20 protein-coding genes and 6 tRNA genes are annotated in these 23,969 nt (G+C 53.6%); 12 read left to right on the forward strand and 14 right to left on the reverse strand.

What is annotated here, in order from left to right:
* The first annotated feature begins 7 nt into the window (after positions 1 to 7).
* Positions 8 to 751: a LytR/AlgR family response regulator transcription factor gene (locus tag IYV58_RS19700; RefSeq protein ID WP_172879421.1), complete on the forward strand. Its 744-nt coding sequence runs from the start codon at positions 8 to 10 to the stop codon at positions 749 to 751.
* Between the two features lie 46 nt (positions 752 to 797).
* Here IYV58_RS19700 and glk read toward each other — a convergent pair whose 3' ends face one another.
* Positions 798 to 1,763: a glucokinase gene (glk, locus tag IYV58_RS19705; RefSeq protein WP_004123300.1), complete on the reverse strand. Its 966-nt coding sequence runs from the start codon at positions 1,761 to 1,763 to the stop codon at positions 798 to 800.
* A 254-nt stretch (positions 1,764 to 2,017) separates the two neighbouring features.
* Between glk and IYV58_RS19710 the strand changes: the two genes are divergently transcribed.
* Positions 2,018 to 3,253 (forward strand): ion channel protein, encoded by a 1,236-nt coding sequence (locus tag IYV58_RS19710; RefSeq protein ID WP_195729203.1) that lies wholly within the window; start codon positions 2,018 to 2,020, stop codon positions 3,251 to 3,253.
* On the opposite strand, the gene IYV58_RS19715 is transcribed toward IYV58_RS19710, so the two are convergent.
* Positions 3,250 to 4,911 (reverse strand): alpha-keto acid decarboxylase family protein, encoded by a 1,662-nt coding sequence (locus tag IYV58_RS19715; RefSeq protein ID WP_087829175.1) that lies wholly within the window; start codon positions 4,909 to 4,911, stop codon positions 3,250 to 3,252. The two genes, IYV58_RS19710 and IYV58_RS19715, sit on opposite strands and share 4 nt — an antisense overlap.
* 176 nt (positions 4,912 to 5,087) lie before the next feature.
* Here IYV58_RS19715 and mgrA point away from each other — a divergent pair, with 176 nt between their 5' ends.
* Together mgrA and IYV58_RS19725 are read left to right on the forward strand one after the other, a co-directional pair.
* Positions 5,088 to 6,080: an L-glyceraldehyde 3-phosphate reductase gene (mgrA, locus tag IYV58_RS19720; RefSeq protein ID WP_004123308.1), complete on the forward strand. Its 993-nt coding sequence runs from the start codon at positions 5,088 to 5,090 to the stop codon at positions 6,078 to 6,080.
* A 130-nt stretch (positions 6,081 to 6,210) separates the two neighbouring features.
* On the forward strand, positions 6,211 to 6,561 hold the full coding sequence (locus IYV58_RS19725; protein ID WP_004123311.1) for a DUF2502 domain-containing protein: 351 nt from the start codon (positions 6,211 to 6,213) through the stop codon (positions 6,559 to 6,561).
* Positions 6,562 to 6,609: 48 nt separating this feature from the next.
* On the opposite strand, the gene IYV58_RS19730 is transcribed toward IYV58_RS19725, so the two are convergent.
* Entirely contained in the window at positions 6,610 to 7,845 is a 1,236-nt protein-coding gene (locus IYV58_RS19730) for an Nramp family divalent metal transporter (protein WP_004123315.1), read from the reverse strand.
* A gap of 347 nt (positions 7,846 to 8,192) precedes the next feature.
* Here IYV58_RS19730 and IYV58_RS19735 point away from each other — a divergent pair, with 347 nt between their 5' ends.
* A complete protein-coding gene (locus IYV58_RS19735) occupies positions 8,193 to 9,395 on the forward strand; it encodes a NupC/NupG family nucleoside CNT transporter (protein WP_004104312.1) in 1,203 nt (400 codons plus the stop codon).
* 30 nt (positions 9,396 to 9,425) lie between these two features.
* Here the strand turns inward: IYV58_RS19735 and IYV58_RS19740 are convergent, their stop codons facing one another.
* The 3 genes from IYV58_RS19740 to IYV58_RS19750 all read right to left on the reverse strand — a co-directional run bounded on the left by IYV58_RS19740 (position 9,426) and on the right by IYV58_RS19750 (position 12,004).
* Positions 9,426 to 11,606 (reverse strand): EAL domain-containing protein, encoded by a 2,181-nt coding sequence (locus tag IYV58_RS19740; protein ID WP_049114640.1) that lies wholly within the window; start codon positions 11,604 to 11,606, stop codon positions 9,426 to 9,428.
* Between the two features lie 205 nt (positions 11,607 to 11,811).
* A tRNA-Ala gene (locus IYV58_RS19745) sits at positions 11,812 to 11,887 on the reverse strand.
* Between the two features lie 41 nt (positions 11,888 to 11,928).
* Positions 11,929 to 12,004: transfer RNA gene (locus IYV58_RS19750), tRNA-Ala, on the reverse strand.
* A 219-nt stretch (positions 12,005 to 12,223) separates the two neighbouring features.
* On the opposite strand from IYV58_RS19750, the gene IYV58_RS19755 reads away from it, so the two are divergent.
* Together IYV58_RS19755 and IYV58_RS19760 are read left to right on the forward strand one after the other, a co-directional pair.
* The gene (locus IYV58_RS19755) at positions 12,224 to 12,577 is read left to right on the forward strand and encodes a YfeC-like transcriptional regulator (protein ID WP_004123321.1); all 354 of its coding nucleotides are present in this window, start codon (positions 12,224 to 12,226) and stop codon (positions 12,575 to 12,577) included.
* Between the two features lie 4 nt (positions 12,578 to 12,581).
* On the forward strand, positions 12,582 to 12,977 hold the full coding sequence (locus IYV58_RS19760) for a YfeC-like transcriptional regulator (RefSeq protein ID WP_004123323.1): 396 nt from the start codon (positions 12,582 to 12,584) through the stop codon (positions 12,975 to 12,977).
* Between the two features lie 62 nt (positions 12,978 to 13,039).
* Here the strand turns inward: IYV58_RS19760 and gltX are convergent, their stop codons facing one another.
* On the reverse strand, positions 13,040 to 14,452 hold the full coding sequence (gltX, locus tag IYV58_RS19765) for a glutamate--tRNA ligase (RefSeq protein ID WP_004123325.1): 1,413 nt from the start codon (positions 14,450 to 14,452) through the stop codon (positions 13,040 to 13,042).
* Positions 14,453 to 14,711: 259 nt separating this feature from the next.
* Here gltX and IYV58_RS19770 point away from each other — a divergent pair.
* From IYV58_RS19770 to IYV58_RS19785, 4 genes are all read left to right on the forward strand, one after another.
* Positions 14,712 to 14,787 (forward strand) — tRNA-Val (locus IYV58_RS19770).
* A gap of 44 nt (positions 14,788 to 14,831) precedes the next feature.
* Positions 14,832 to 14,907 (forward strand) — tRNA-Val (locus IYV58_RS19775).
* A gap of 46 nt (positions 14,908 to 14,953) precedes the next feature.
* Positions 14,954 to 15,029: transfer RNA gene (locus tag IYV58_RS19780), tRNA-Val, on the forward strand.
* 4 nt (positions 15,030 to 15,033) lie between these two features.
* Positions 15,034 to 15,109: transfer RNA gene (locus IYV58_RS19785), tRNA-Lys, on the forward strand.
* A gap of 248 nt (positions 15,110 to 15,357) precedes the next feature.
* On the opposite strand, the gene IYV58_RS19790 is transcribed toward IYV58_RS19785, so the two are convergent.
* The 4 genes from IYV58_RS19790 to IYV58_RS19805 all read right to left on the reverse strand — a co-directional run bounded on the left by IYV58_RS19790 (position 15,358) and on the right by IYV58_RS19805 (position 19,541).
* Positions 15,358 to 16,242, reverse strand: a complete 885-nt coding sequence (locus tag IYV58_RS19790; RefSeq protein WP_004123327.1) for a LysR family transcriptional regulator — start codon at positions 16,240 to 16,242, stop codon at positions 15,358 to 15,360.
* Positions 16,243 to 16,340: 98 nt separating this feature from the next.
* Positions 16,341 to 17,597 (reverse strand): nucleoside permease, encoded by a 1,257-nt coding sequence (locus IYV58_RS19795; protein WP_004123337.1) that lies wholly within the window; start codon positions 17,595 to 17,597, stop codon positions 16,341 to 16,343.
* Positions 17,598 to 17,658: 61 nt separating this feature from the next.
* Positions 17,659 to 18,492 carry a xanthosine phosphorylase gene (xapA, locus tag IYV58_RS19800; RefSeq protein WP_004123338.1) on the reverse strand — a complete coding sequence of 278 codons (834 nt, stop codon included), beginning with the start codon at positions 18,490 to 18,492 and terminating at the stop codon, positions 17,659 to 17,661.
* A gap of 122 nt (positions 18,493 to 18,614) precedes the next feature.
* The gene (locus tag IYV58_RS19805; RefSeq protein WP_195729204.1) at positions 18,615 to 19,541 is read right to left on the reverse strand and encodes a LysR family transcriptional regulator; all 927 of its coding nucleotides are present in this window, start codon (positions 19,539 to 19,541) and stop codon (positions 18,615 to 18,617) included.
* A gap of 89 nt (positions 19,542 to 19,630) precedes the next feature.
* Between IYV58_RS19805 and IYV58_RS19810 the strand changes: the two genes are divergently transcribed.
* Positions 19,631 to 20,629: a bile acid:sodium symporter family protein gene (locus IYV58_RS19810; RefSeq protein WP_004123343.1), complete on the forward strand. Its 999-nt coding sequence runs from the start codon at positions 19,631 to 19,633 to the stop codon at positions 20,627 to 20,629.
* Here the strand turns inward: IYV58_RS19810 and IYV58_RS19815 are convergent.
* From IYV58_RS19815 to zipA, 3 genes are all read right to left on the reverse strand, one after another.
* Complete coding sequence (locus IYV58_RS19815) at positions 20,626 to 20,844, reverse strand: DUF3820 family protein (protein WP_004123346.1); 219 nt, start codon at positions 20,842 to 20,844, stop codon at positions 20,626 to 20,628. The two genes, IYV58_RS19810 and IYV58_RS19815, sit on opposite strands and share 4 nt — an antisense overlap.
* A complete protein-coding gene (ligA, locus tag IYV58_RS19820; protein ID WP_142473899.1) occupies positions 20,837 to 22,861 on the reverse strand; it encodes an NAD-dependent DNA ligase LigA in 2,025 nt (674 codons plus the stop codon). The genes IYV58_RS19815 and ligA overlap by 8 nt, the downstream gene beginning before the upstream one ends.
* Positions 22,862 to 22,935: 74 nt before the next feature.
* Positions 22,936 to 23,940: a cell division protein ZipA gene (gene zipA, locus IYV58_RS19825; protein WP_170100779.1), complete on the reverse strand. Its 1,005-nt coding sequence runs from the start codon at positions 23,938 to 23,940 to the stop codon at positions 22,936 to 22,938.
* Positions 23,941 to 23,969: the final 29 nt, after the last annotated feature.

A 23,969-nucleotide genomic window follows, 5' to 3' on the forward strand; every position in this document is an offset into this window, starting at 1 on the left:
AGATAAAATGAAAGTCATCATTGTGGAAGATGAGTTCCTCGCGCAGCAAGAGCTCACCTGGTTGATTAATACCCATAGCGAAATGGAGATTGTCGGTACCTTTGACGACGGACTCGATGTGCTGAAGTTTTTACAGCACAACAAAGTCGACGCTATTTTTCTCGATATCAACATCCCGTCGCTGGATGGCGTACTGCTGGCGCAAAACATCAGCCAGTTCGCGCACAAGCCCTTTATCGTTTTTATTACCGCGTGGAAGGAGCATGCGGTGGAAGCCTTTGAGCTGGAGGCGTTCGATTACATCCTTAAACCCTACCAGGAATCACGCATTGTCAACATGCTGCAAAAGCTGAACAGCGCCTGGCTGCAACAGCAGCAGTCTAGCATCGCTACCGGGGCAGCGCCCAATCCAACCCGGGAAAACGACACGATTAATCTGATTAAAGATGAGCGCATTATTGTCACCAGCATCCACGATATTTACTACGCGGAAGCGCATGAAAAGATGACATTTGTTTATACGCGGAAGGAGTCGTTCGTGATGCCAATGAATATCACGGAGTTCTGCAACAAGCTGCCGCCGGCGCACTTTTTCCGCTGCCACCGCTCGTACTGCGTCAACCTGAACAAAATTCGCGAAATCGAACCCTGGTTCAACAACACCTATATTCTGCGGCTTCGCGATCTTGAGTTTCAGGTTCCGGTGAGCCGCAGCAAGGTGAAAGAGTTTCGTCAGCTCATGCATCTGTAGAGGATTTACCCGAATAATGATTTTATTCGGGTAAGAGAGACAGAGCTTACAGAACCTGCCCGAGCGTCTGACGCAGGTGCGCGCCGGAGCCCAGCAGTCCCGGATTGTCGTGAACGATCAGATACACCGGAATATCCTGGACGAAAGCTTTAAACCGGCCTTTATCTTCAAAACCGCCGCGAAAGCCGGAAGCTTTAAAGAATTCGAGAAAGCGCGGAACAATGCCGCCAGCAATATACACGCCGCCAAAGGTGCCGAGCGTTAGCGCCAGGTTACCGCCAAATCGCCCCATAATGACGCAAAACAGCGACAGGGCGCGACGGCAATCGATGCAGGTATCAGCCAACGCGCGTTCGGTGACATCCTTAGGCTGCAGGTTTTCCGGCAGACGCCCATCAGACTTAACGATCGCACGATAAAGATTGACTAACCCAGGTCCAGATAATACGCGTTCGGCGGAGACGTGCCCCAGCTCGGTACGCAGTTCTTCCAGAATAATGCCTTCTTCTTCGCTATTGGGCGCGAAATCCACATGGCCGCCCTCGCCCGGCAGACTCACCCAGCGTTTATCAACGTGTACCAGATGAGCGACGCCCAGCCCGGTACCAGCACCATAAACGGCAATCGGCTTGCCTTCCACCGGCTTCGCGCCGCCAAACTGAATCAGATGTTCAGCTTTCAGCATGGGGATTGCCATCGATACCGCAGTAAAATCGTTAATGATTTCCAGATGTGAGAACCCCAGGTTCTTCTTCATCTCAGCGATAGAAAATGCCCAAGTGTGGTTGGTCATCGCCACCCAGTCGCCGGTAATCGGACAGGCGATGGCAATACAGCCATCTTCTACCTTGACGTTATGCTCTTCCAGATAGACCTGAACAACGGCTTCAAGACTGGGATAATCGAGCCCGGAATAGGTCTTGGCTCGGGATATTTCTCCGCTTGCAAGATCGCATAACGCCAGACGGGCATTCGTTCCGCCAACGTCCCCTACTAAAGCAAATTTTGTCATTCCGTTACGGCTCCGCTAAAGTCAAAATGATTCTTTGGCACACTCTAAATTCATGACGACCTAACAACAACGACCAACGTATAAGCGCCCTTTGTTTAGCGACCTACATCACAGTTAGGCTGTAATTTATGAAAATATTGTGCGGCACGATCGCCAGGCTACCTCGTTACTTTATCGTTTCAGCACCATTTGCGCCAACGCCCTAAACGCGTCCGGGCAAAGTAGTGCTTCGAAATTTTCAGAAGGATATTTTCATGCTGCACCCGCGCGCCAGAACGATGCTGTTGTTATCGATACCCGCAATCGTGATCGGTATTGCTGCCAGCCTGGTATTAATTGTGGCGATGAAAACGGCAGCCATGTTGCAGAATATTCTCTGGAGTAGCCTACCCGGAGCCCTGGGCATGAACGCCAGCGGCCCTGTCTGGACGATTGCTATCCTCACCTGCACCGGCATTGCCGTGGGTCTGGTCGTACGTTTTAGCCCTGGGCACGCCGGCCCCGATCCGGCCACCGAGTCGCTTATTGGCGCCCCGGTGAACCCCAGCGCGCTGCCCGGCCTGCTCGCGGCGCTGATAATCGGCCTGGCAGGCGGCGTTAGCCTGGGGCCGGAACATCCTATTATGGTGATAAATATCGCTCTGACGGTGGCGCTTGGCTCGCGCCTTTTCCCCCGAGTCAGCGCGCTCGACTGGACGATACTCGCCTCTTCCGGCACCATCGGAGCACTATTCGGTACGCCTGTTGCTGCGGCGCTGATCTTTTCGCAAACGCTGAACAGCAGTAACGATGTCCCGCTTTGGGACCGGCTCTTCGCACCAATGCTTGCCGCGGCAGCGGGCTCTTTGACCACTGGGCTTTTTTTCCACCCCAATTTTTCGCTACCTATCGCGCACTACAATCAGTGGCGGCTTGTCGATATCTTTAGCGGGGCTATCGTTACGCTTATTGCTATTGCGGTCGGCATGGTTGGCGTTTGGTGCCTGCCGCGTTTACACGCGCTGATGCAACGACTGAAAAATCCGATCTTAACCCTCGGTATCGGCGGATTTTTATTGGGGATCCTCGGCGTCATCGGCGGGCATATCACCCTTTTCAAAGGCCTTGAAGAAATGCAGCAATTAGCCTTTAGCCAGACGTTGACCGCCAGCGATTTCATGCTTATTGCTCTGGTGAAGCTGGCGGCGCTGGTGCTGGCCGCCGCCTGCGGTTTTCGCGGCGGGCGGATTTTCCCGGCAGTGTTCGTCGGCGTCGCGCTCGGACTGATGCTTCATGCGCACGTGGATGCCGTCCCGGCAGCGATCACCGTTTCCTGTGCGATCCTCGGACTGACGCTGGTGGTGACGCGCGATGGCTGGTTGAGCCTGTTTATGGCAGCGGTCGTGGTGCCAGATTCCACGTTACTTCCGCTGCTGTGCATCGTTATGCTTCCCGCCTGGCTATTACTTGCCGGGAAACCGCTGATGATCGCCAAACGCCCCAACGATTAAACGCGGCTGTTTCTCTCCTCCAGTGCCTGAGTGACCGTACGCAGAAAATCGGGGATATCCATTTTTGGCAGCATCACCTCCACCAGCGTCAGCCTGTCTGAGGCGACGCTGCTATTCATCGCTTCCTGCAGCTCCTGCGTGCGCGTCACTCGCCAGCAGCGGGAAGGGACGTCGGGAGCGAAAGCGTCAGGCAGACGATTCCAGTCCCAGAGCGCAATATCGTTGTAGCGTTGTTCGGGGCCGTGAATGGCGCGCTCGACCGTATAGCCTTCGTTGTTGAGCAACAAAATCAGCGGACGCTGCTTATCTCTGAGCATCGATCCCAGTTCCTGAATAGTTAACTGCGCTGCACCATCACCAACAATTAGCACCACCCTTCTCTCCGCTGCCGCGATTTGCGCCCCGTAGGCCGCTGGAAGGGTAAAGCCTATCGATCCCCATAACGGCTGGACGATCAGCGTCGCGTCGACCGGAAGCTTAAGCGCAGCGGCGCCAAAAGCGGCGGTACCTTGATCGGCAAGGATAATGTCTCCAGGGCGAAGCTGTTTCTGCACCGTATTCCAGAAATTTTTCTGCGTCAGGTTCCCCTCTGGCGCGCCGCTCACGCCGGGCGCCTGAAAATTCGGCGAAACCCATTCTGCCGCCAGGCTGGCAGAGAGCTCGATTAAAATGGCGAGCGCCTTTTCCATGGGCACCCGGCTGAACCAGCGATCGCCAACCCGGACGGCAAAGGGCTGTATTTCTATCGTTTTTTCCAGCGGAAGGTGCTGGGTGAAGCCGGCAGTAATGGTGTCGGTAAAACGCGTGCCGATGCAGATAATGGTATCCGCGTTTTCGATAGCATCGCGAGTTTCCTCCGCGCTGGCTATCCCGCTGTAAGTCCCGACAAAACCGCTCTGCTGTTCATCAAAAAGGCCTTTGCCCATGAGCATCGTGGCGTAAGCAACGGGGACCCTCGCCACCCACTCTCGAAGCGCGTTTTGTAGCCCATAGCGCTGGGCGAGAAAATCGGCCAGCAACGATACGCGACGGCTGCTTCTTAGCATCCGTTCGGCGTGCTCGCGGAAACCCGCCAGCTGGTTCTCATCGGCGGGCAGCCCCTGAATACGCAAACGATGAGCAGGCGGGGTGGTCTTTGCCTTCGCCACATCGGCCGGCAGCATCAGATAACCGGGGCGATGGTGGGTTAGCATTTCGCTCAGAACCCGGTCTATTTCATGGCAGGCATTTCCCGCCGCCAGCACCGCTTGTGAGCAGGTAATTTGTTCACTCATACGCGAAAAGTGGCTGAAATCGCCATCGCCAAGCGTATGGTGCAGCAGCTCGCCGCGCTGCTGTGCGCCGGTACAGGGAGCGCCAACGATATGCAGGACCGGTACATGTTCGGCGTAGCTCCCGGCGATGCCGTTCAGCGCGCTCAGCTCGCCGACGCCATAAGTAGTCAACAGCGCGCCTGCGCCCTTGATACGCGCATAGCCATCAGCGGCATAAGCCGCATTTAGCTCGTTTGCACAACCTACCCACCCTAGATTCCGATGCGCAATAACGCTGTCGAGGAACTGTAAATTGTAATCACCAGGTACGCCAAACAAGCGGTCTATACCGCAGTCTACGAGACGATCCAGCAGATAATCGCCAATGGTGTAAGTCGGTTGCATATCCTTACTCTCCTCTCATACAGATAAGTTGAGTATTGAATAAGCAGTTGCGCTGTCCACATTGCACCCAACAAATGCGGTGGCAAGTAAAATTTACGCGTTCAGGGAGTATACTCGGTGCCAAACATTCTTTAGTGTAAACGTATACACAACCCTGTTTTATCTGCGGAGGAAGTATGGTTTACCAGGCAAACGCCACGCGATATCAAACGATGGAATACCGCCGCTGCGGTCATAGCGGACTAAAGCTACCGGCAATTTCTCTGGGGCTTTGGCATAATTTTGGCGATGAAACGCGGGTGGAAACCAGCCGTCAGCTTCTGCGTCACGCATTCGATCTCGGCATAACCCATTTCGATTTAGCCAATAACTACGGGCCACCGCCGGGATCGGCGGAGAGCAATTTTGGCCGTATTCTGAAAGAGGATTTTTTGCCCTATCGCGATGAGCTGATCATCTCCAGCAAAGCCGGTTACACCATGTGGGACGGCCCCTATGGCGACTGGGGATCGCGCAAGTACCTGATCGCCAGCCTCGATCAAAGCCTTAAACGAATGGGCCTGGACTATGTCGACATTTTCTACCACCACCGCCCTGACCCCGAAACGCCGCTGCTGGAAACCATGCGCGCGCTGGACCACATCGTCCGCCAGGGCAAGGCGCTGTACGTCGGCTTGTCCAACTATCCGCTCGAACAGGCCCGGCAAGCCGTCAACATCCTTAACGATCTCGGCACGCCGTGCCTGATTCATCAGCCAAAATATTCGATGTTTGAACGCTGGGTCGAAGAGGGATTACTGGATTTCCTGCACACCGCTGGGGTGGGAAGTATAGCGTTTTCACCGCTGGCGGGCGGCCAGTTAACTAACCGTTACCTGCACGGCATACCGACTGACTCCCGCGCCGCCAGCGGCAGCCGGTTCCTGCAACCGGATCAGCTTACTGAAAGCAAACTGGAAAAAGTTCGCCAACTGGACGCGCTGGCCGAATCCCGCGGGCAGAAGCTTTCGCAGATGGCGCTTGCCTGGGTGCTGCGCGATGAGAAAGTCACTTCAGCACTGATTGGCGCCAGTAAAACCTCGCAGCTCGACGATGCGGTTGGCATGCTGGAAAACCGCCATTTCAGCGCCGAAGAGCGGGCAACCATCGACGCGATCCTTGCGGTGTAAATTCATTGTTACTTTAGCAAAAAGTGCTCTCACTGGCGATTTAGGAGTTCCTCCGATACGACGGGGCTTTACCGCCCCGTAATATCAGGTTAACAGGCCGACAACGGCCCCGATCGTGAAGGAGAAGAGTATGTTCAGGTCACTGATTTTGGCTGCAGTGCTTCTGGCTTCAGCGCCATTGGTCGCTAATGCTGGTGAAATCACCCTGTTGCCATCAATAAAATTACAAATTGGCGATCGCGACAATTATGGTAACTACTGGGACGGTGGCGGCTGGCGCGACCGTGATTATTGGCGTCGACACTATGAATGGCGCGATAACCGCTGGCGTCGTCACGATAACGGCTGGCATCGCGGCTGGGATAAACGTAAAGCCTACGAGCGCGGCTATCGTGAAGGCTGGAATGACCGTGATGACCGACGCGGCGGTTGGGGTCGTGGACCAGGCGGCGGTCGCGGACATGGCCACGGCCACCATTAATATTCATCATAAAAGGGAGCCATCCGGCTCCCTTTTTCATTATCGCGCTTAACTGAATATCGTCCCAACAATCAACCAGCCGTTCAGCGCTACAACGACGGCGACAATCGCCCACCCCAGCAGTTTTACCCACCGGGAATTGACCAGATCGCCCATCAAGCGGGAGTCGCTGGTGAATATCAGCAGCGGCACCAGCGCAAGGGCAATACCGAAACTCAGCAATACCTGGCTCATCACCAGAATACGCGTGGGATCCAGCCCCATTAAAATCACGATAAACGACGGCAGCATGGTGATCGCCCGACGAAACCACAGCGGGATATGAAAGCGGATAAAGCCCTGCATCACCACCTGCCCCGCCAGGGTACCAACAACCGTAGAAGATAAACCCGCCGCAATCAGACTCAGGCCAAAGATGGTGGCTGCCGCGTGGCTCAGCAAGGGTTCAAGCGTCAGATAGGCCTGATCAAGGTCGGCAACGCCGGTGTGACCATTGAAGTGGAAGGCCGCAGCGGCGGTTGCCATCATTGCCAGATTAACAAAGCCCGCGATCGTCATGGCAATCGCCACATCCCAGCGCGTGGCGTTATAGCGCTCTTTCCGCGTGCCACCGTGCAGGTGCTGAGTCAGGGATGAATGTAGATAGATCACATGCGGCATGATGGTCGCCCCCAGCACCCCGGCGGCAAGAAATACCGCCTCGCTAGTCGGCAGAGACGGAACAAGCATCCCTTTCGCCAACGGCGCCAGCGCGGGCTGGGAGAAGATAAGCTCTACGACATACGCCGCGGCGACGAACAGCAGCAGTCCGCCGATCGCTTTTTCCAGCGGCTTTTGACCGCGACGCTGCAGCATCAGAATCAGGAACGTCGCAATCCCCGTCAGCACCGCGCCCTGTAGCAATGACACGCCGAGCACCAGCTTAAATCCGATAGCCGCGCCAATGAATTCGGCAAGGTCGGTCGCCATCGCGATGATTTCGGCCTGCACCCAGTAAAACCACACCACAGGACGCGGGTAGTGGTCGCGAATTTGTTCTGCCAGATTTTTTCCGGTGGCAATGCCCAGCTTCGCCGACATCACCTGAATCAGCATCGCCATCAGGTTAGCCCATACCACCACCCATAGCAGCTGATAGCCAAAACTGGCGCCGGCCTGGATGTTGGTGGCGAAGTTACCCGGATCGATATAGCCAATGGCAGCAATGAACGCCGGCCCCATCAGGGCGAGCTTAATCTTGCGCGCTGCGCGACCGCTGCTATTCTCAACGCGACTGTTTGTCATTTTCTGCCTCTGGAAATATAGCCTTTGCTATGTTTCATGCTATCAAAATGCGAATGATTATCAAGTTCATTTGAAATGGTGATAATGATTGCTGTGATAGGAGGGAACGATAGCGGGTCGGCAACTGATAAACCGGGGAACTGATAAACGCTTTTAATTAATCACCAGAATAGTACAAGAGAGCAACTTTTAAAACCTTTACGTAACATAACAAAAATGCATGGTTGATCACTATTTTTGCCATTAGTCACATATCCTTGCAATAGTGTGTGCCAGCTCTCGTTTTCTTTGCGCTTGTTACATAGAATGTGCAAAGAAATTTAACCTGCCTCATGTTTGGAGCAAATATGGACCGCGTCCTGCACTTTATTCTCGCGATCGTAGTGGTGGCCATTCTGGCCCTGTTGGTCAGCCACAACCGTAAGCAGATTCGTATTCGTTATGTCATTCAGCTGCTGGTCATTGAAGTGCTGCTGGCCTGGTTCTTCCTGAACTCTGACATTGGTCTGGGTTTTGTGAAGGGCTTCTCCGAGATGTTTGAAAAACTCCTCGGTTTCGCTAATGAAGGGACAAACTTCGTCTTCGGCAACATGAACGACAAAGGTCTGGCGTTCTTCTTCCTGAAAGTTTTGTGCCCGATCGTCTTTATTTCTGCGCTGATCGGTATTTTGCAGCATATTCGCATTCTACCTATCGTCATTCGCGCTATCGGTACCGTACTGTCCAAAATCAACGGCATGGGCAAGCTGGAATCCTTTAACGCTGTCAGCTCCCTGATTCTGGGCCAGTCTGAAAACTTCATCGCTTATAAAGATATTCTTGGCAAGATGTCCCGCAACCGCATGTACACCATGGCGGCGACCGCGATGTCTACCGTCTCCATGTCTATCGTGGGCGCGTACATGACCATGCTGCAGCCAAAATATGTGGTCGCGGCGCTGGTACTGAACATGTTCAGCACCTTTATCGTTCTGTCGCTGATTAACCCGTACCGCGTCGACGAAAGCGAAGAAAATCTGCAGATGTCCAACCTGCATGAAGGCCAAAGTTTCTTCGAGATGCTGGGTGAATACATTCTGGCGGGCTTTAAAGTGGCGATTATCGTTGCCGCCATGCTGATTGGCTTCATCGCGCTGATTTCCGCGTTGAACGCCCTGTTCGCCACCGTCACCGGCTGGTTCGGCTATAGTATCTCCTTCCAGGGGATCCTCGGCTATATCTTCTATCCGGTAGCGTGGGTAATGGGCGTACCGGCGGGTGAAGCGCTGCAGGTAGGGAGTATTATGGCCACCAAACTGGTTTCTAATGAATTCGTCGCCATGATGGATCTGCAGAAAGTTGCCGCCACGCTCTCTCCGCGTGCGGAAGGTATCATCTCTATCTTCCTGGTCTCCTTCGCTAACTTCTCCTCTATCGGTATTATCGCCGGGGCAATTAAAGGATTGAATGAAGAGCAAGGTAACGTAGTTTCCCGCTTTGGCCTGAAGCTGGTGTACGGTTCTACGCTGGTGAGCGTGCTCTCTGCATCTATCGCCGCGCTGGTTCTGTAATTAGCGAAAGCCGGGCAAGTCCCGGCTTTTTCATGCCTGCAGTTCGCTCAACGGCAGCGGCTTACCGATCAGATACCCCTGTAGATAATCAACACCTAACTCAAGAAGCTTTTCCCGCTGCTCAGGCGTTTCAACGTATTCCGCCACCACCTTCATTTTCTTAACCTTAGCCATTTCAATAATGGATTTGACCATAATGGCATCCAGCGGATCGGTCTCGATATCACGCACGAAGCAGCCGTCAATTTTCAGGATATCGGCCTGCAGGCTTTTCAGGCGCTCGTAGTTAGCGTAGCCGGTACCAAAGTCATCAATCGCGATGCCACAGCCGAAATCTCGCAGCAGCTGGATGTTATGCATGCTGGTCTCAACATCGGAAAACACCTGCTCCTCGGTAACTTCAATCGTTATCGCCTCTGCCGACAGGTTATAGCGTTTAAACAGAGCGATGATTTGCGCCGCGCTATCCTTTTGCATCAGCGTATAGGGCAGCAGGTTAACGGAGAAATGCCGACCGTGGTGGTGTTTGAGCGAACTAAACAGCGTTTCCAGTACCTGCATATCAAAACGCTGGCTCAGGTTAAATTGCGCAATCAGTGGAATAAACCTATCGGGTGTAATGATGGTATTACCGCAGCGCATACGACTAAGTATCTCATAGTACCCTTCTCCGCAGGCATTGCGGATCGGCTGAGCGTATAACACTACTCCGCGCTCACTAAGCGCCTGTTTAATTTTCGCCAGCAGCCGTACCTGTTCGCTCGTTTGATCGGATATCTGCTCCTGCGCCGCGTCCAACGCTAATACGCGCCGCCCTGCCCCAGCCTGCTCCGATAACCAGCTAAGCTGACCAAGCATCGGGTGAAGCTCAGATTCTATGCCGCTGTAGCCGCCCCATGATGCGCCAAATTCCAGATCCAACGCCTGGTTGTTCCAACTAAACTTTTTATGGTTAAGCGTGGAAACAATATGATTTAAACGCGCCTCTGGCTCCGGGCCATTGAGTACCAGCAACAGCTCGCTGCCGGGGAGCTGATATATGCGTTCTCCCTGAGCCAATAGCGGCTGTAGTTTGCGGGCAATCTGCCTTTTGCTCTCCACTCTCATCATCATGCCGTAATGGCGGCTCAGAAAATCCAGATTCTGAATACGCAGGCTGCTGATGGCAACAGCAGGGTTTTGCCGTAGGTGACTCTCCAGCGCGCGTAGATTCGGTAAACCGGTTAGCGGATCTTCTTCCGCCTGATCCCGCCATCTGAACTTCATTCTTTCACTGCGTGCATAGATATCCGCCATATAAAACAAGCAGATAGTGAAACAAATTAATACTGAAAGAACAAACGATAGTGAATATTCAGTTTGTACCCCATGTAAAAAATTCTCGTTATACGCTACGAGTAAAAAGGCGGAAATGGACCATGAAATGCGAATCAGCGCATGTCCCAGGCGGCTAATACCAATAAAGTATAAAATGAAAATAAGCGGGACTAAATAACCGGCAATAAAAACAGAGTCATAAGGCGTACACAGCACCAGTAATATTGCCGTCAGGGCCACAAACCAATACAACGTAAATACCCGCTGCTCGCGCTTCCGCCACGCGTGACAAAGATTGCGGTAGAATGCTCGCGCATAACGCGGACTGATAATCATCCGCAACGGATAATAAAAGAATGTCGTAAAAATTAATGCGGCGCTAATCAGGCTTTGTATATCGATAATGGTGTAAATAACTGACATATTGCCGAAATAGCTTGAGATCGCCAGCGGAAACGAAAAAAAGCGCCCCGCCAGATACATCGTGACCTTCAACAGGAGTGGGGCGAAAAAGCCTCCCCAAAAAATCCTCGCGCCCATATGTTTTGCCGTCAGCCCGGCGCGCCAGCGCCTTCCAAGCTGAAAGCGGATAATAGCGCAGGAGACAAAAACCGAGAAGAGCTGGCAGAATAGCAGGATCAGCGCCTGGGCTAGCGTCAAATCGATTATCCAGGCATTGGTGATCGCAAACGCGATAATCAATGGTGCAACAGCGTAGCGACCAAAAATAAAAAGCACGGAATACATTAAGCTCAGCGGTAACCATGCCAGATAAATTTGATTTCCGTCAATAATGGTTTGTGGGGAAATAAATCGGGACAGCGGAATTGCGATAAGGCAGACCAGAAGTGCCAGCAGAGTTTTTTTGATCTTAATGTTAAGATGATCAATCATTATTGTTAATTAAAACTCCAGCTGCAATAAATATATTTAGGCAACAGATATTATGTTGCTTAATAAAGGCAGGCAAGATTTTAAATAGTGAAAAAATCTGAAATTACTTAACGCAGAGGTTTGCTGACTTATTCAAAGAATGCTTTACATTTCCTCGGTCCGTCAGACAAACAAAAAACCCCCGCCGTAGCGAGGGTTCCGAATTTGGTGGAGCTAAGCGGGATCGAACCGCTGACCTCTTGCATGCCATGCAAGCGCTCTCCCAGCTGAGCTATAGCCCCACAGGACCTCTTTACGAACCAAACCTGATGGGTGCAGGTTTTGGTGGAGCTAAGCGGGATCGAACCGCTGACCTCTTGCATGCCATGCAAGCGCTCTCCCAGCTGAGCTATAGCCCCGTAACGTAAAGCGTGTCGTGTTGACGGGCGGCATAATATGAATTCCTTCGCCAGGTGTCAACGGCAAAATCAATCCCAGCTATTTGATCGCTGAAAAAGCAGGCAAACGGCTGACATTGCGAGCCTTATCGCAGCCAGAAGCTAAACATGTCACGCTTTCCTTTAAAAGGATGCTATAACATGTGCAACTAATTCCCACATATTTACTCAGGAAATAGTATGCTCAAGGAACGAATGACACCTGAAGAAATAGCGCATCTGACTGGCTTCAGCCGGCAAACGATTAACAAATGGGTACGCAAAGAGGGGTGGCAAACTTCCCCGCGTCCCGGCGTGCAGGGCGGTAAAGCGCGCCTCGTACATGTTAATGAGCAGGTTCGCGAGTTTATCCGCAGCGCACAGCGCGTAGCCGAAAACCCCGTTCCCTATTCCGCAACCGATAACGATCTGGAATCTTTGCTGCTTACGCTATGTAAAGAGATGACGCCGGGAGAGCAAAAGCTGTTTATGTCGCTGCTGCTGCGTGAAGGGATCACCGGGCTACTCAACCGACTGGGTATCCGCGATCGGTGAAAGCATGATGAAACTTAAAGATAAAATGACCCCAGCGGAGCTCGCCGAGTGCCTTAACCTCGCCCGGCAAACCATTAACCGTTGGGCCAGAGAGCAAAATTGGCGGACGGAAGCCATACCCGGAGTGAAAGGCGGGCGCGCTCGCCTGATTGTCATCGACAAAGCAGTAATCGATTTCCTGGCAAATATCCCGGCGCTGCGGCATTTGACCATTGATAACCAGCTGGCGGAACCAGTCGTCAAATACTTTGTGAATGATGCTGATACGATCTGGCGCCAGATTGTCGAGACCATGCGCCTGATGACCCCCGCAGAGCAGTTGCACCTGCGCGATCTTCTTGCCCGCGAAGGGATTAGCGGTTTTCTATCCCGGCTAGGGATTGCTGATGCTAAAAAATAGGCAAAAAAACGGCGGGGTTAGCTTGCCCCACCGTTTTAAAACTCCCGATATTACTATCAGGATTATTGACTTTCCCGTTCAGCAATAAAAGCCAGCGCTTTATTGATTCGTTCTACGCTACGTGACTTACCGATTGCATGCACGGTTACATCAAGCGCCGGAGACTGGCCTGCGCCGGTCACCGCGACGCGCAGCGGCATCCCCACTTTTCCCATCCCCACTTCCAGCTCATCGGCCGTTGCCTGAATAGCATGATGGACATTTTCCGCCGTCCAGTCACTAATGGCGGCTAATTTGTCGCGCACCACTTCCAGCGGCTGACGGGCAACAGGACGCAGATGTTTTTTCGCCGCATCGGCATCAAACTCAGCAAAATCTTCATAGAAATAGCGGCAGCTCGCCGCCATCTCTTTAAGCGTTTTGCAGCGCTCACCCAGCAGCTTCACCAGCTCAGCCAGTTGAGGCCCGTTACGGGTGTCGATATTTTCCTGCTCAATGTGCCACTGTAAATGCGTTGCCACATATTCCGGGGCCAGTGAATTGATATAGTGGTGATTCAACCACTGCAGCTTTTCCGTGTTGAACGCGCTGGCAGACTTGCTCACCGCGCCCAGACTGAACAGTTTAATCATCTCTTCGCGAGAGAAAATCTCCTGATCGCCGCTGGACCATCCCAGACGCACCAGATAGTTCAGCAGCGCTTCTGGCAGGTAGCCGTCGTCGCGATACTGCATAACGCTGACCGCTCCGTGACGCTTGGAGAGTTTTTTACCATCATCGCCGTTAATCATCGAAACGTGGGCGTAAACCGGCACCGGCGCATTCAGCGCTTTCAGGATGTTAATCTGCCGCGGGGTGTTGTTAATATGGTCTTCGCCACGGATAACGTGGGTGATCTCCATATCCCAGTCGTCAACAACTACGCAGAAGTTGTAGGTCGGGGAACCGTCGGTACGACGGATAATCAGATCGTCCAGCTCCTGGTTGCTGAATTCGATCGGACCGCGGATCTGATCGTCAAAAACAACAGAACCCTCTTCCGGGTTGGCAAAACGGACCACGCAAGGTTCGTCGTCAGTATGATGCTCGTGGCCATGACGGCAGCGGCCGTCATAGCGCGGCTTTTCACCTTTCGCCATCTGTTCTTCACGAAGCGCTTCCAGACGCTCTTTGGAGCAGTAGCATTTATAGGCCGTGCCCGCCTGCAGCATTTCATCAATGACGGCGTTATAGCGATCAAAACGCTTGGTCTGGAAGTACGGACCCTCATCCCATTCCAGGCTCAGCCAGTTCATACCATCCATGATGGCTTCAATGGCCTCCGGCGTGGAGCGCTCAAGATCGGTATCTTCAATACGCAGCACAAACTCACCGCCGTGGTTACGTGCAAAAAGCCAGGAATAGAGAGCAGTACGCGCGCCGCCAACGTGCAGATAGCCTGTCGGGCTGGGCGCGAAGCGAGTTTTGATTTTCATGAAGTGGCCTTACGTTTGATAAAGGTGCCGACATGCGGCAGTGTACGTTGGATTTTATGGGGGAATATTCTAACACCGTGGGCTGATTCCTCAATGTTGTTACCGTTTCAACGTCACGCTTTACCCTTTTTGTTTATAAATCATGCGCCACAGATGACATTGCGATCGTTTTGTTTAATTTTACGACGAACAAACAAATTATTTAGAAAAGGCGTTGACTCATTTTCAACTCTCCCTATAATGCGACTCCACACAGCGGGGGTGATTAGCTCAGCTGGGAGAGCACCTCCCTTACAAGGAGGGGGTCGGCGGTTCGAACCCGTCATCACCCACCAACTACTTTACGTAGTCTCCGCCGTGTAGCAAGAAATTGAGAAGTGGGTGATTAGCTCAGCTGGGAGAGCACCTCCCTTACAAGGAGGGGGTCGGCGGTTCGATCCCGTCATCACCCACCACTTTCTCGCCAGCTGGATTTCTTGTCGTAAAATGAAGTACCGAAGTGGGTGATTAGCTCAGCTGGGAGAGCACCTCCCTTACAAGGAGGGGGTCGGCGGTTCGATCCCGTCATCACCCACCACTTCGGGTCGTTAGCTCAGTTGGTAGAGCAGTTGACTTTTAATCAATTGGTCGCAGGTTCGAATCCTGCACGACCCACCAATGTAAAAAAGCGCCCTAAAGGCGCTTTTTTGCTATCTGCAATATGTAAGATTCGAACCTGCCGCAGGTTCGAGTCGACAAAATTGTTGGGAACAATTTTGCACAACGCGTAGCGTTGCCCGAAGGGCGAGCGAAGCGAGTCATCCTGCACGACCCACCAATGTAAAAAGCGCCCTAAAGGCGCTTTTTTGCTATCTGCGATACACAAAGCCGGAGCAGGCTTTTACTTTACCATTCGCCAATAACGCTTAGTTCACTAGCGTCGCAACCAGTTTCTCCAGCGCGGGCGTCGCCTGCTGCTGGTCATAGACGATATATAAATCAGCGGGTATGCGCTCTTCCAGCGGACGAAACACAACCCCCGGCCACATCATTTGCGCATAGCTGTCGGCGATGAGCGTAATACCGATCCCCATACTGACCATCGCCAGCACCGTTTGCGGCTCCATTACCTCACGGATAATCATCGGCGAGAATCCGGCGCTCTGGCAAACGCGTTGTAAAAACGTCCAGTCGGTATGTATTGAGGGCATAGTGACAAAATATTCGTTACGCAACGCCGCAAGCGGGATCGCCTTACGCGCGGCAAGGGGGTGCTCTTCCGGTACGGCCACCAGAAAAGAGGACTCATGCAAGCGCAGGCTGGTAAATCCTGGGGAAGGCGCCGTCGCCATTCGCCAGATGCCGGCATCCAGCTCGCGTCGTTCTAGCATCGCCATCTGCATCGCGGGCATATTCTCTCTGAAAAGCACTTCCACGTTAGGATGCTCTTTCAAAAAACGACGCATCACCGGGCGCATTTTTCCCCACATTGCGGTGCCTATCACGCCCAACTCTACCCGCCCGGCCTCGCCCCGCCCAATCTGCTCCACTCGCGCCAGCGCCTGATGCGCGCTGGAAAGCAGACGACGGGACTCCTCCATGAGGATTCTTCCTGCGTGGGTCAAGGCCACGCTGCGGGAGTGACGAACAAACAATAGCGTGCCGAGCTGCTGCTCCAGATCTTTAATGTGAATGCTGAGCGGGGGTTGCGACATGTTCAGACGGGCCGCCGCACGACCAAAATGCAGCTCTTCTGCAACAGCCAGAAAATAGCGCAATAACTTCAGATCAATACGATGCGTGCGTTCCATGGCTCATGCGCTCCTGGGGCATAAAGATAATGCGCAAAGTTACCACACTGCATCAGAAAAAATGAAACGGCGGAACATGTGCCCGCCGCAGAAGAGGATTAATGGGCCAACTCTTTCTTCATTAGCTCCTCAGGTTCATGTTTATATTTGAAAAAAACGGCAAAAATAGCCGCCAGCAGCAATGAATAGGCCGCGAACACCAGCCAGATGGTCTGCCACTCTTTTACGCCATCAATAGAGAAGTAATCCACGGCCATGCCGCTGAGAATCGAACCTACCCATGCGCCAACACCGTTCACCATGGTCATAAACAACCCTTGCGCGCTGGCGCGAATATGTGCCCCCGCCTGTTGCTCAACGAACACCGACCCTGAAATATTAAAGAAGTCGAATGCGCAGCCGTAGACAATCATCGACATCAGCAGCAGAACAAAACCGAACGGAGACGGATCGCCAAAGGCAAAAAAGCCAAAGCGTAGCGTCCACGCCAGCATACTCATCAGCATGACCGTTTTAATGCCAAAGCGTTTCAGAAAGAAAGGAATGGTGAGAATAAAGGCGACTTCCGCCATCTGCGAAACTGAAAGCAAAATAGAGGGATAGCGCACAACAAAGCTGTCAGCAAACGCCGGGTTACGGGCGAAATCATGCAGAAAGGGGTTACCGAAGACGTTAGTTATTTGCAGTACCGCCCCGAGCATCATCGCGAAGAAAAAGAAAATGGCCATCCGCGGATTTTTAAACAATACGAATGCATCCAGTCCCATCCTCGCGGACAATGTGGTGCCAGGTTTCTTCTCGATCACAGGAATTTTCGGTAGCGTAAGCGCATAAATCGCCAGTAATAACGACGCGGCAGAGGCGATATACAACTGCGCGCTGCTCAGCTCCAGTCCCATCAGGCTCACCGTCCACATGGCGACAATAAAACCAAGAGTGCCAAATACGCGAACAGGAGGAAACGCGGTCGCCGGATCCTGGCCGGACTGCGCCAGGCAGGAGTAGGAAACGCTGTTAGACAAGGAGATGGTCGGCATGTAGGCCATCGCGTTAATCAGCATCACCCAGAACATGGTATCCGGGTCGGTTACGGTCGTCGCATAAAGGAGCACTGCTGCGCAGACCAGGTGGCAGAGCATATATGCCCGTTCCGCACGTAGCCATTTATCGGCAATAATCCCCATAACGCCGGGCATGATAATAGCCGCCAGCCCTTTGGAGCTATAGACCATACCGACGTTTGCGCCGGTGAAATGCAACGTGTTTATCATGTAAGAACCCAGGGTGACCAGCCAGCTTCCCCAGATGAAATATTGCAAAAACGACATGAGCTTTAAGCGAGAGGCGATACTCATTTTTTTCCGTTCCTTGCCATTAAAGTAAGACCCCGCAAGCGGGGTCATATTTATTATTCTTTCAGGCCAGTTTGCGTAAGAAGCCGCAGATCAGGTTGATAAAGTTCTGTCGGGAGAGCTCGGCCGCCGCCAGGGTTTGCGCGTGAGATAATGTCACATCGCCCAGCCCCTCAGCCAGATTGGTAATGGCTGAGACTGCTACCACTTTTAATCCGCAATGACGGGCGGTAATCACTTCCGGCACAACGGACATCCCCACCACATCGCCGCCAATAATCTGCATCATGCGAATCTCTGCTGCCGTTTCAAAATTCGGCCCGGGATAGGAAACAAATACACCTTCGGTCAGCGGAAACCCTTCCTCCGCCGCCACGCTCTGCAGAACGGCGCGATAATCCGCATCATAGGCGTTGGCCAGAGAAAAAAAACGCTCGCCAAAACGTTCATCATTCAGGCCTACCATTGGCGTGCCCGGCATCGTGTTAATATGATCGCTGAGCGCCACCAGGCTTCCCGGCCCGACTTCCGGACGTAAAGAGCCGGCCGCGTTAGTACAAAACAGTAGTTCACACCCCAGCAGCTTTAGCGTGCGGATAGCATCGGTCATCACCGTCATACCCCGCCCTTCATAGAAGTGCCCACGCCCTTTCATACAGGCAACGGGAACGCCGGCCAGATTTCCCAACACCAGTTCACCGGCATGGCCGTGGACCGTACTCACCGGGAAGCCGGGCAGCTTCTCGTAGGAAATCGCCACCGCATCTTCAATTTGTTCCGCCAGCGCCCCAAGACCCGACCCCAGGATAAAGGCCACCCGCGGCGTAAAATCCGGCTTATATCCGCGAATAATATCGGCGCTATACCAGGGGTTCTGTGAGAAAAGCGTGTCGCTCATAAGCTGTCCTTAAAAACTGAAGAATGGATAAAATGATTGGCTACCATCTTGTTATAACGATGCGACGCAATCGATTACCAATACAGTTTTCCCGGAAGTTTGATATCAAAAAGCTATTGATTTCATTTCTGATACAAGGGGTTGTTCTCGCGTAAGGCAGTAAGCCGGGCCGCCTGCAGCCGCACCACCTCCCACAGCGCTTCCGCGGCAGTCGACAGCGAGCGATTTTTGCGCCGCGCCAGCATCAACTGGCGTTCCACTACCGGAGTCAGCCGCTTCACTTGCAAACGGCTTCCCTGCGGGAGCGGCAGCGCTAATGCGGGTAATATGCTGATACCTATCCCCGACTCAACCATCGGAAATAGCGTGGCCGGATGCCCAATCTCCTGCACGATGTTCGCGGTTACAGCAAATCCTGAGAGCGCGGCATCAATCAGCGGACGGCTGCCAGAAGCATAATCCTGCAAAACCAGCCGCTGGGGCTGTAGTTCCTGCCAGCTCACCGCGTCCCGTCCGGCAAAAGGGTGATCGCTGCGACAAAGCAGCAAGAATGGTTCAGCGAGAACCGTCTCGCACTGTAAATCGGTAGCGGCGCCGGGATCGATAACGATACCAAAATCCACTTCTCCCTGGCGGATGCTCTCCAGCACCCACTGCTGAGGACGATCGTGCAGAACGAAATCTATCTCCGGATAGCGCCGGTTACTGTAGGCAATACACTGTGGGATCAGATGGGCGGAAATGGTCTGGCTGGCCGCCACCCGGACGGTACCCATCAGCTGTTGCCCGACGCGACCGGCCTCACGCAGCGTGCTATTGAGTTCATCCAGCAAGCGCTCAAGCCGGGCCGCCAGCTGCTGTCCGGCCTCCGTGAGCACCACTTCACGCGTCGTTCGGTCAAGCAGGCGTACGCCGGTCTGATGCTCCAGCTCTTTTACGCTATGGCTTACCGCAGACTGGCTAAGACCAATACTCTCCCCTGCCCGACTAAAGCTTTTAACGCGAGCAACGGTCACAAAAACTTTTAACTGACGCAGCGAATAATTCATCTCTTTTTTTCATGAATAGATGCAATAAATCGATTTTATTTCTCAAACTAAAGAAAGCACAATAGCGGCATCGATTTTCAGGAGCGTTTATGAAATTTTTCCGCATTCTTGATCCATTCACCCTGACGTTAGTCACCGTCGTACTGCTGGCCTCTTTTTTCCCTGCTCGCGGTGGATTTGTCCCTTTCTTCGAACATTTAACGACCGCCGCGATCGCGCTGCTGTTCTTTATGCACGGCGCCAAACTCTCGCGTGAGGCGATTGTTGCCGGGGGCAGCCACTGGCGTTTACATCTCTGGGTCATGTGCAGCACGTTTATCGTCTTTCCGGTTCTTGGCGTGCTGTTCGCCTGGTGGGCGCCCGTTAACGTCGATCCGGCGCTCTACACCGGGTTTATTTACCTCTGTATTCTTCCTGCCACCGTCCAGTCGGCCATTGCGTTTACTTCTCTGGCGGGCGGCAACGTTGCGGCTGCAGTATGTTCGGCTTCGGCCTCAAGCCTGCTCGGGATCTTCATTTCGCCATTGCTGGTCGGCCTGTTGATGAATCTGCACGGCGCGGGCGGAAGTCTGGAGCAGGTCGGCAAGATTATGCTGCAATTGCTGCTGCCGTTTGTGCTGGGGCACCTCTCTCGCCCGTGGATAGGCAACTGGGTGGCAAAACATAAAAAATGGATCTCGAAAACCGACCAGACCTCCATCCTGCTGGTGGTCTATTCGGCGTTCAGCGAGGCGGTGGTTAACGGTATCTGGCACAAAGTCGGCATTGGATCGCTACTGTTTATCGTTATTGTCAGCATCGTGCTGCTGGCGATTGTAATTGCTATCAACGTGTTTGTGGCGCGCAGGTGCGGGTTTAATAAAGCGGATGAAATTACGATTGTCTTCTGCGGGTCGAAGAAGAGCCTGGCGAACGGCATTCCGATGGCCAATATTCTCTTCCCGACCTCTATCCTGGGGATAATGGTGCTGCCGCTGATGATCTTCCATCAGATTCAGCTTATGGTCTGCGCGGTGCTGGCGCGGCGCTATAAGCGCCAGGCCGAAGCGTTACAGGCGCAGGAGAAAAGCCGCGCCTCCGAAGCCTAACGCGGGCGCTTAAGGGGCTCGACCAGGCTGGTCAGCCCTTCAGTTTTAATCAATAGCGTTAACGCCATCAGCTCGCCAAGATGCCCGGCGGGAAATTGATCCTTACGGGCAAACCACAGCAAATACTCTTCCGGCACATCGATTAAACGCCGCCCTTTGTATTTACCAAACGGCATTTCCGTATTGGCAATCTCAATAAGCTGATCTTTATCCACGCGACTCTCCGAGCAGACGCAGCATTTCGTTTTCATCGATCACCGCAATTCCCAACTCCTGCGCTTTGGCAAGCTTAGAGCCCGCCGCCTCCCCGGCGATGACCAGGTCGGTCTTCTTCGACACGCTGCCCGCCACCTTCGCGCCCAGCGCAACCAGCTGGGCTTTCGCCTCATCACGGGAGAGCTGGCTCAGGCTACCGGTCAGAACCACCGTTTTCCCGGCAAATGGGCTATCAATCTCTTCAGCATTGACCACCACCGGCGCCGGCCAGCGGACGCCTTCTTTACGCAACTGAGCAATCACTTCGCGGTTGCTCTCTTCGGCAAAGAAATTACGCACGTGCGTGGCGACCACAATCCCGACATCAGGCACTTTTTGCAGATCGCCAATCGATGCCTGCTCCAGCGCCTCAATGGTGCCAAAGTGGGCCGCTAAACCGGCTGCCGTCGCCTCTCCGACTTCACGGATCCCCAGCGCGTAAAGGAAACGGGCAAAGGTGGTCTCTTTTGACTTCTCCAGCGCATCCACCACGTTCTGCGCTGATTTTGGCCCCATGCGATCGAGCCCGGTAAGCTTACCCGGCGTCAGTTGAAAAAGATCGGCAGGCGTATGCACATACTCTTTTTCGACCAGCTGATCGATGATTTTATCGCCCATCCCCTCCACATCCAGGGCGCGACGGGAGACAAAGTGCTTGAGTGCTTCTTTACGCTGGGCGCCGCAGATCAGGCCGCCGGTACAGCGCGTCACCACTTCGCCTTCTACGCGTTCAACGTCGGAATGACATACCGGGCAATGCGTGGGAAACACGATTTCACGCGTCTCCTCCGGGCGTTCTGAGAGGACGACGTTCACGACCTGAGGGATAACATCCCCGGCGCGGCGAATAACCACCTTATCGCCGATGCGCAGCCCCAGGCGTTCTATTTCATCAGCATTATGCAGCGTTGCGTTGCTAACCAGAACTCCGGCGACCTGTACTGGCTCCAGACGCGCTACCGGCGTGATGGCGCCAGTACGGCCAACCTGAAACTCGACGTCGCGCACGAAAGTCATTTGCTCCTGGGCCGGAAACTTAAACGCCACTGCCCAGCGCGGCGCGCGGGCCACGAAACCAAGCTGCTCCTGGAGATCAAGCGAATCCACTTTGATAACCACACCGTCGATATCAAACCCCAGATTCGGCCGATCTTCTTCAACTTTGCGATAGTAAGTAAGCACTTCCTCTGGCGAATGGCAGAGCTTTACACGCTCGCTAACCGGCAGCCCCCAGAACTTAAACTGCTGCAAGCGCGCTGAGTGGCTACGCGGCAGCTCGCCGCCTTCCAGTACGCCCACGCCGTAGCAAAAGAAAGTGAGTGGACGCTTCGCGGTAATCCGCGGGTCGAGCTGGCGTAAAGACCCCGCCGCCGCGTTACGCGGGTTAGCAAAGACTTTACCGCCGGTTCGCCGCGCCTCTTCATTAATTTTTTCAAACCCTGCCTGCGGCAGGAAAACCTCTCCGCGAACCTCAAGCCGCTGCGGAATATTGTCACCGTGTAGCTTCAGAGGGATAGCGCGAATGGTGCGTACGTTGGAGGTGATATCTTCACCGGTCGTTCCATCGCCGCGGGTCGCCGCCTGTACCAGTACGCCGTTTTCATACAGGATACTGACCGCCAGGCCATCGAGTTTAAGCTCACAGCAGTAGGTCAGGTCATCGGTATTTTTCAGACGATCCTGAACGCGTTTGTTAAACGCAAGGAAGCTCTCTTCATCGAAAACGTTATCCAACGACAGCATCGGCACTTCATGGCGAATCTGGCTGAACGCGGCTAGCGGTGCGGCGCCGACGCGCTGGGTAGGTGAATCGGGCGTAATCAATTCAGGATGTTGAGCTTCCAGTTCACGTAGTTCACGCATCAACCGATCGTATTCAGCATCAGGAATTTCCGGCGTATCCATGACGTGGTACAGGTATTCATGATGGCGAAGCGTGGTTCGCAGTTCAGTCAGTTTTTGTTCGTTCGATTCCATATCACACCATCAATGATAAAAAACCCCCGACGGGCGGGGGTTCAGGATAAGTAGATGAAACGCAAGAAGATGAATCAGGCGTTAGCCTCTTTCACTTCACGAATTCGATCTTGATATTCACGCAGTTTTTGCGGCGTCATCATCCGACGCTGATCGTCCAGTACTACGCCGCCGACTTCATCGGCAATGTACTGCGCGGACTGCAGCATCAGCTTAAAGTTTTGCAGTTCATCGCCAAAGGATGGAACCTGCATAAAGATAGTGACCCCTGGCGTCATCATATCCGCCATACTGTCCGGATTGAAGGTGCCGGGCTTAACCATATTGGCCAGGCTGAAGAGCACCTGACCGCTGCCGTCCGGGCTGAGATGGCGATGAAAGATATTCATATCGCCAAATTTGAAACCCGCCTGCTGGATGCTATTGATTAACAGCTCGCCATTGAGCTGTGAACCATGGTGCGCGGCGACGTTCATCACGATGACCGTCTCCTTACGCTCTTTAGGCTGCGGGGCGGCCTGCTGCGATGCAGGGGCCTGAGGTTCTGGCGCCGGCTGAGGCTCTGGAGCGACGGCAGGTTGTTGAACCGGCTGCTGCACATGCTGAACAGGTTGCTGTGGCTGCGGCGGCTGGACCTGCTGCGGCGGCTGCATCACCGGCTGTTGAGGCGGCACGGCGTGATGCGGTTGCTGAACCGGGGCCTGGGGGTGAACAGGCTGTTGTTGCGGCGGCTGCGCTGCACGGACAGGCTCTTCCGGGCGCACAGGTGGCTGCTGCGCCTGACGCTCATAAGGAGGCTGATACTGGTGCTGCGGCTGACGAGGTGCTTCATGCTCCCCATGAACGCCATTCGGCGCATGACTGGCCCGATGAACCCGGACTTCACCAACGCCTTCAACATCGTCATTAAAGTCGTCGCCTTCCGACTCTTCATCGTCGCGTGACTTCATACGTTTCAGTGGGCGATCGCGAAACATCGAGGAGCGCTCTTTACGGCTGGTCCAAAAACCGTGCACCAGTAAAGCGATTATGGCGATCGCGCCAACAATGATTAATATCAGACGCAAATCCTGCATCATTATATTCTCTGTTGTTCTAACACCTTGCC

Origin of the sequence: Klebsiella sp. BDA134-6, from assembly GCF_015601345.1 — a bacterium.
GTDB classification, from domain to species: Bacteria; Pseudomonadota; Gammaproteobacteria; order Enterobacterales; family Enterobacteriaceae; genus Klebsiella; species Klebsiella grimontii.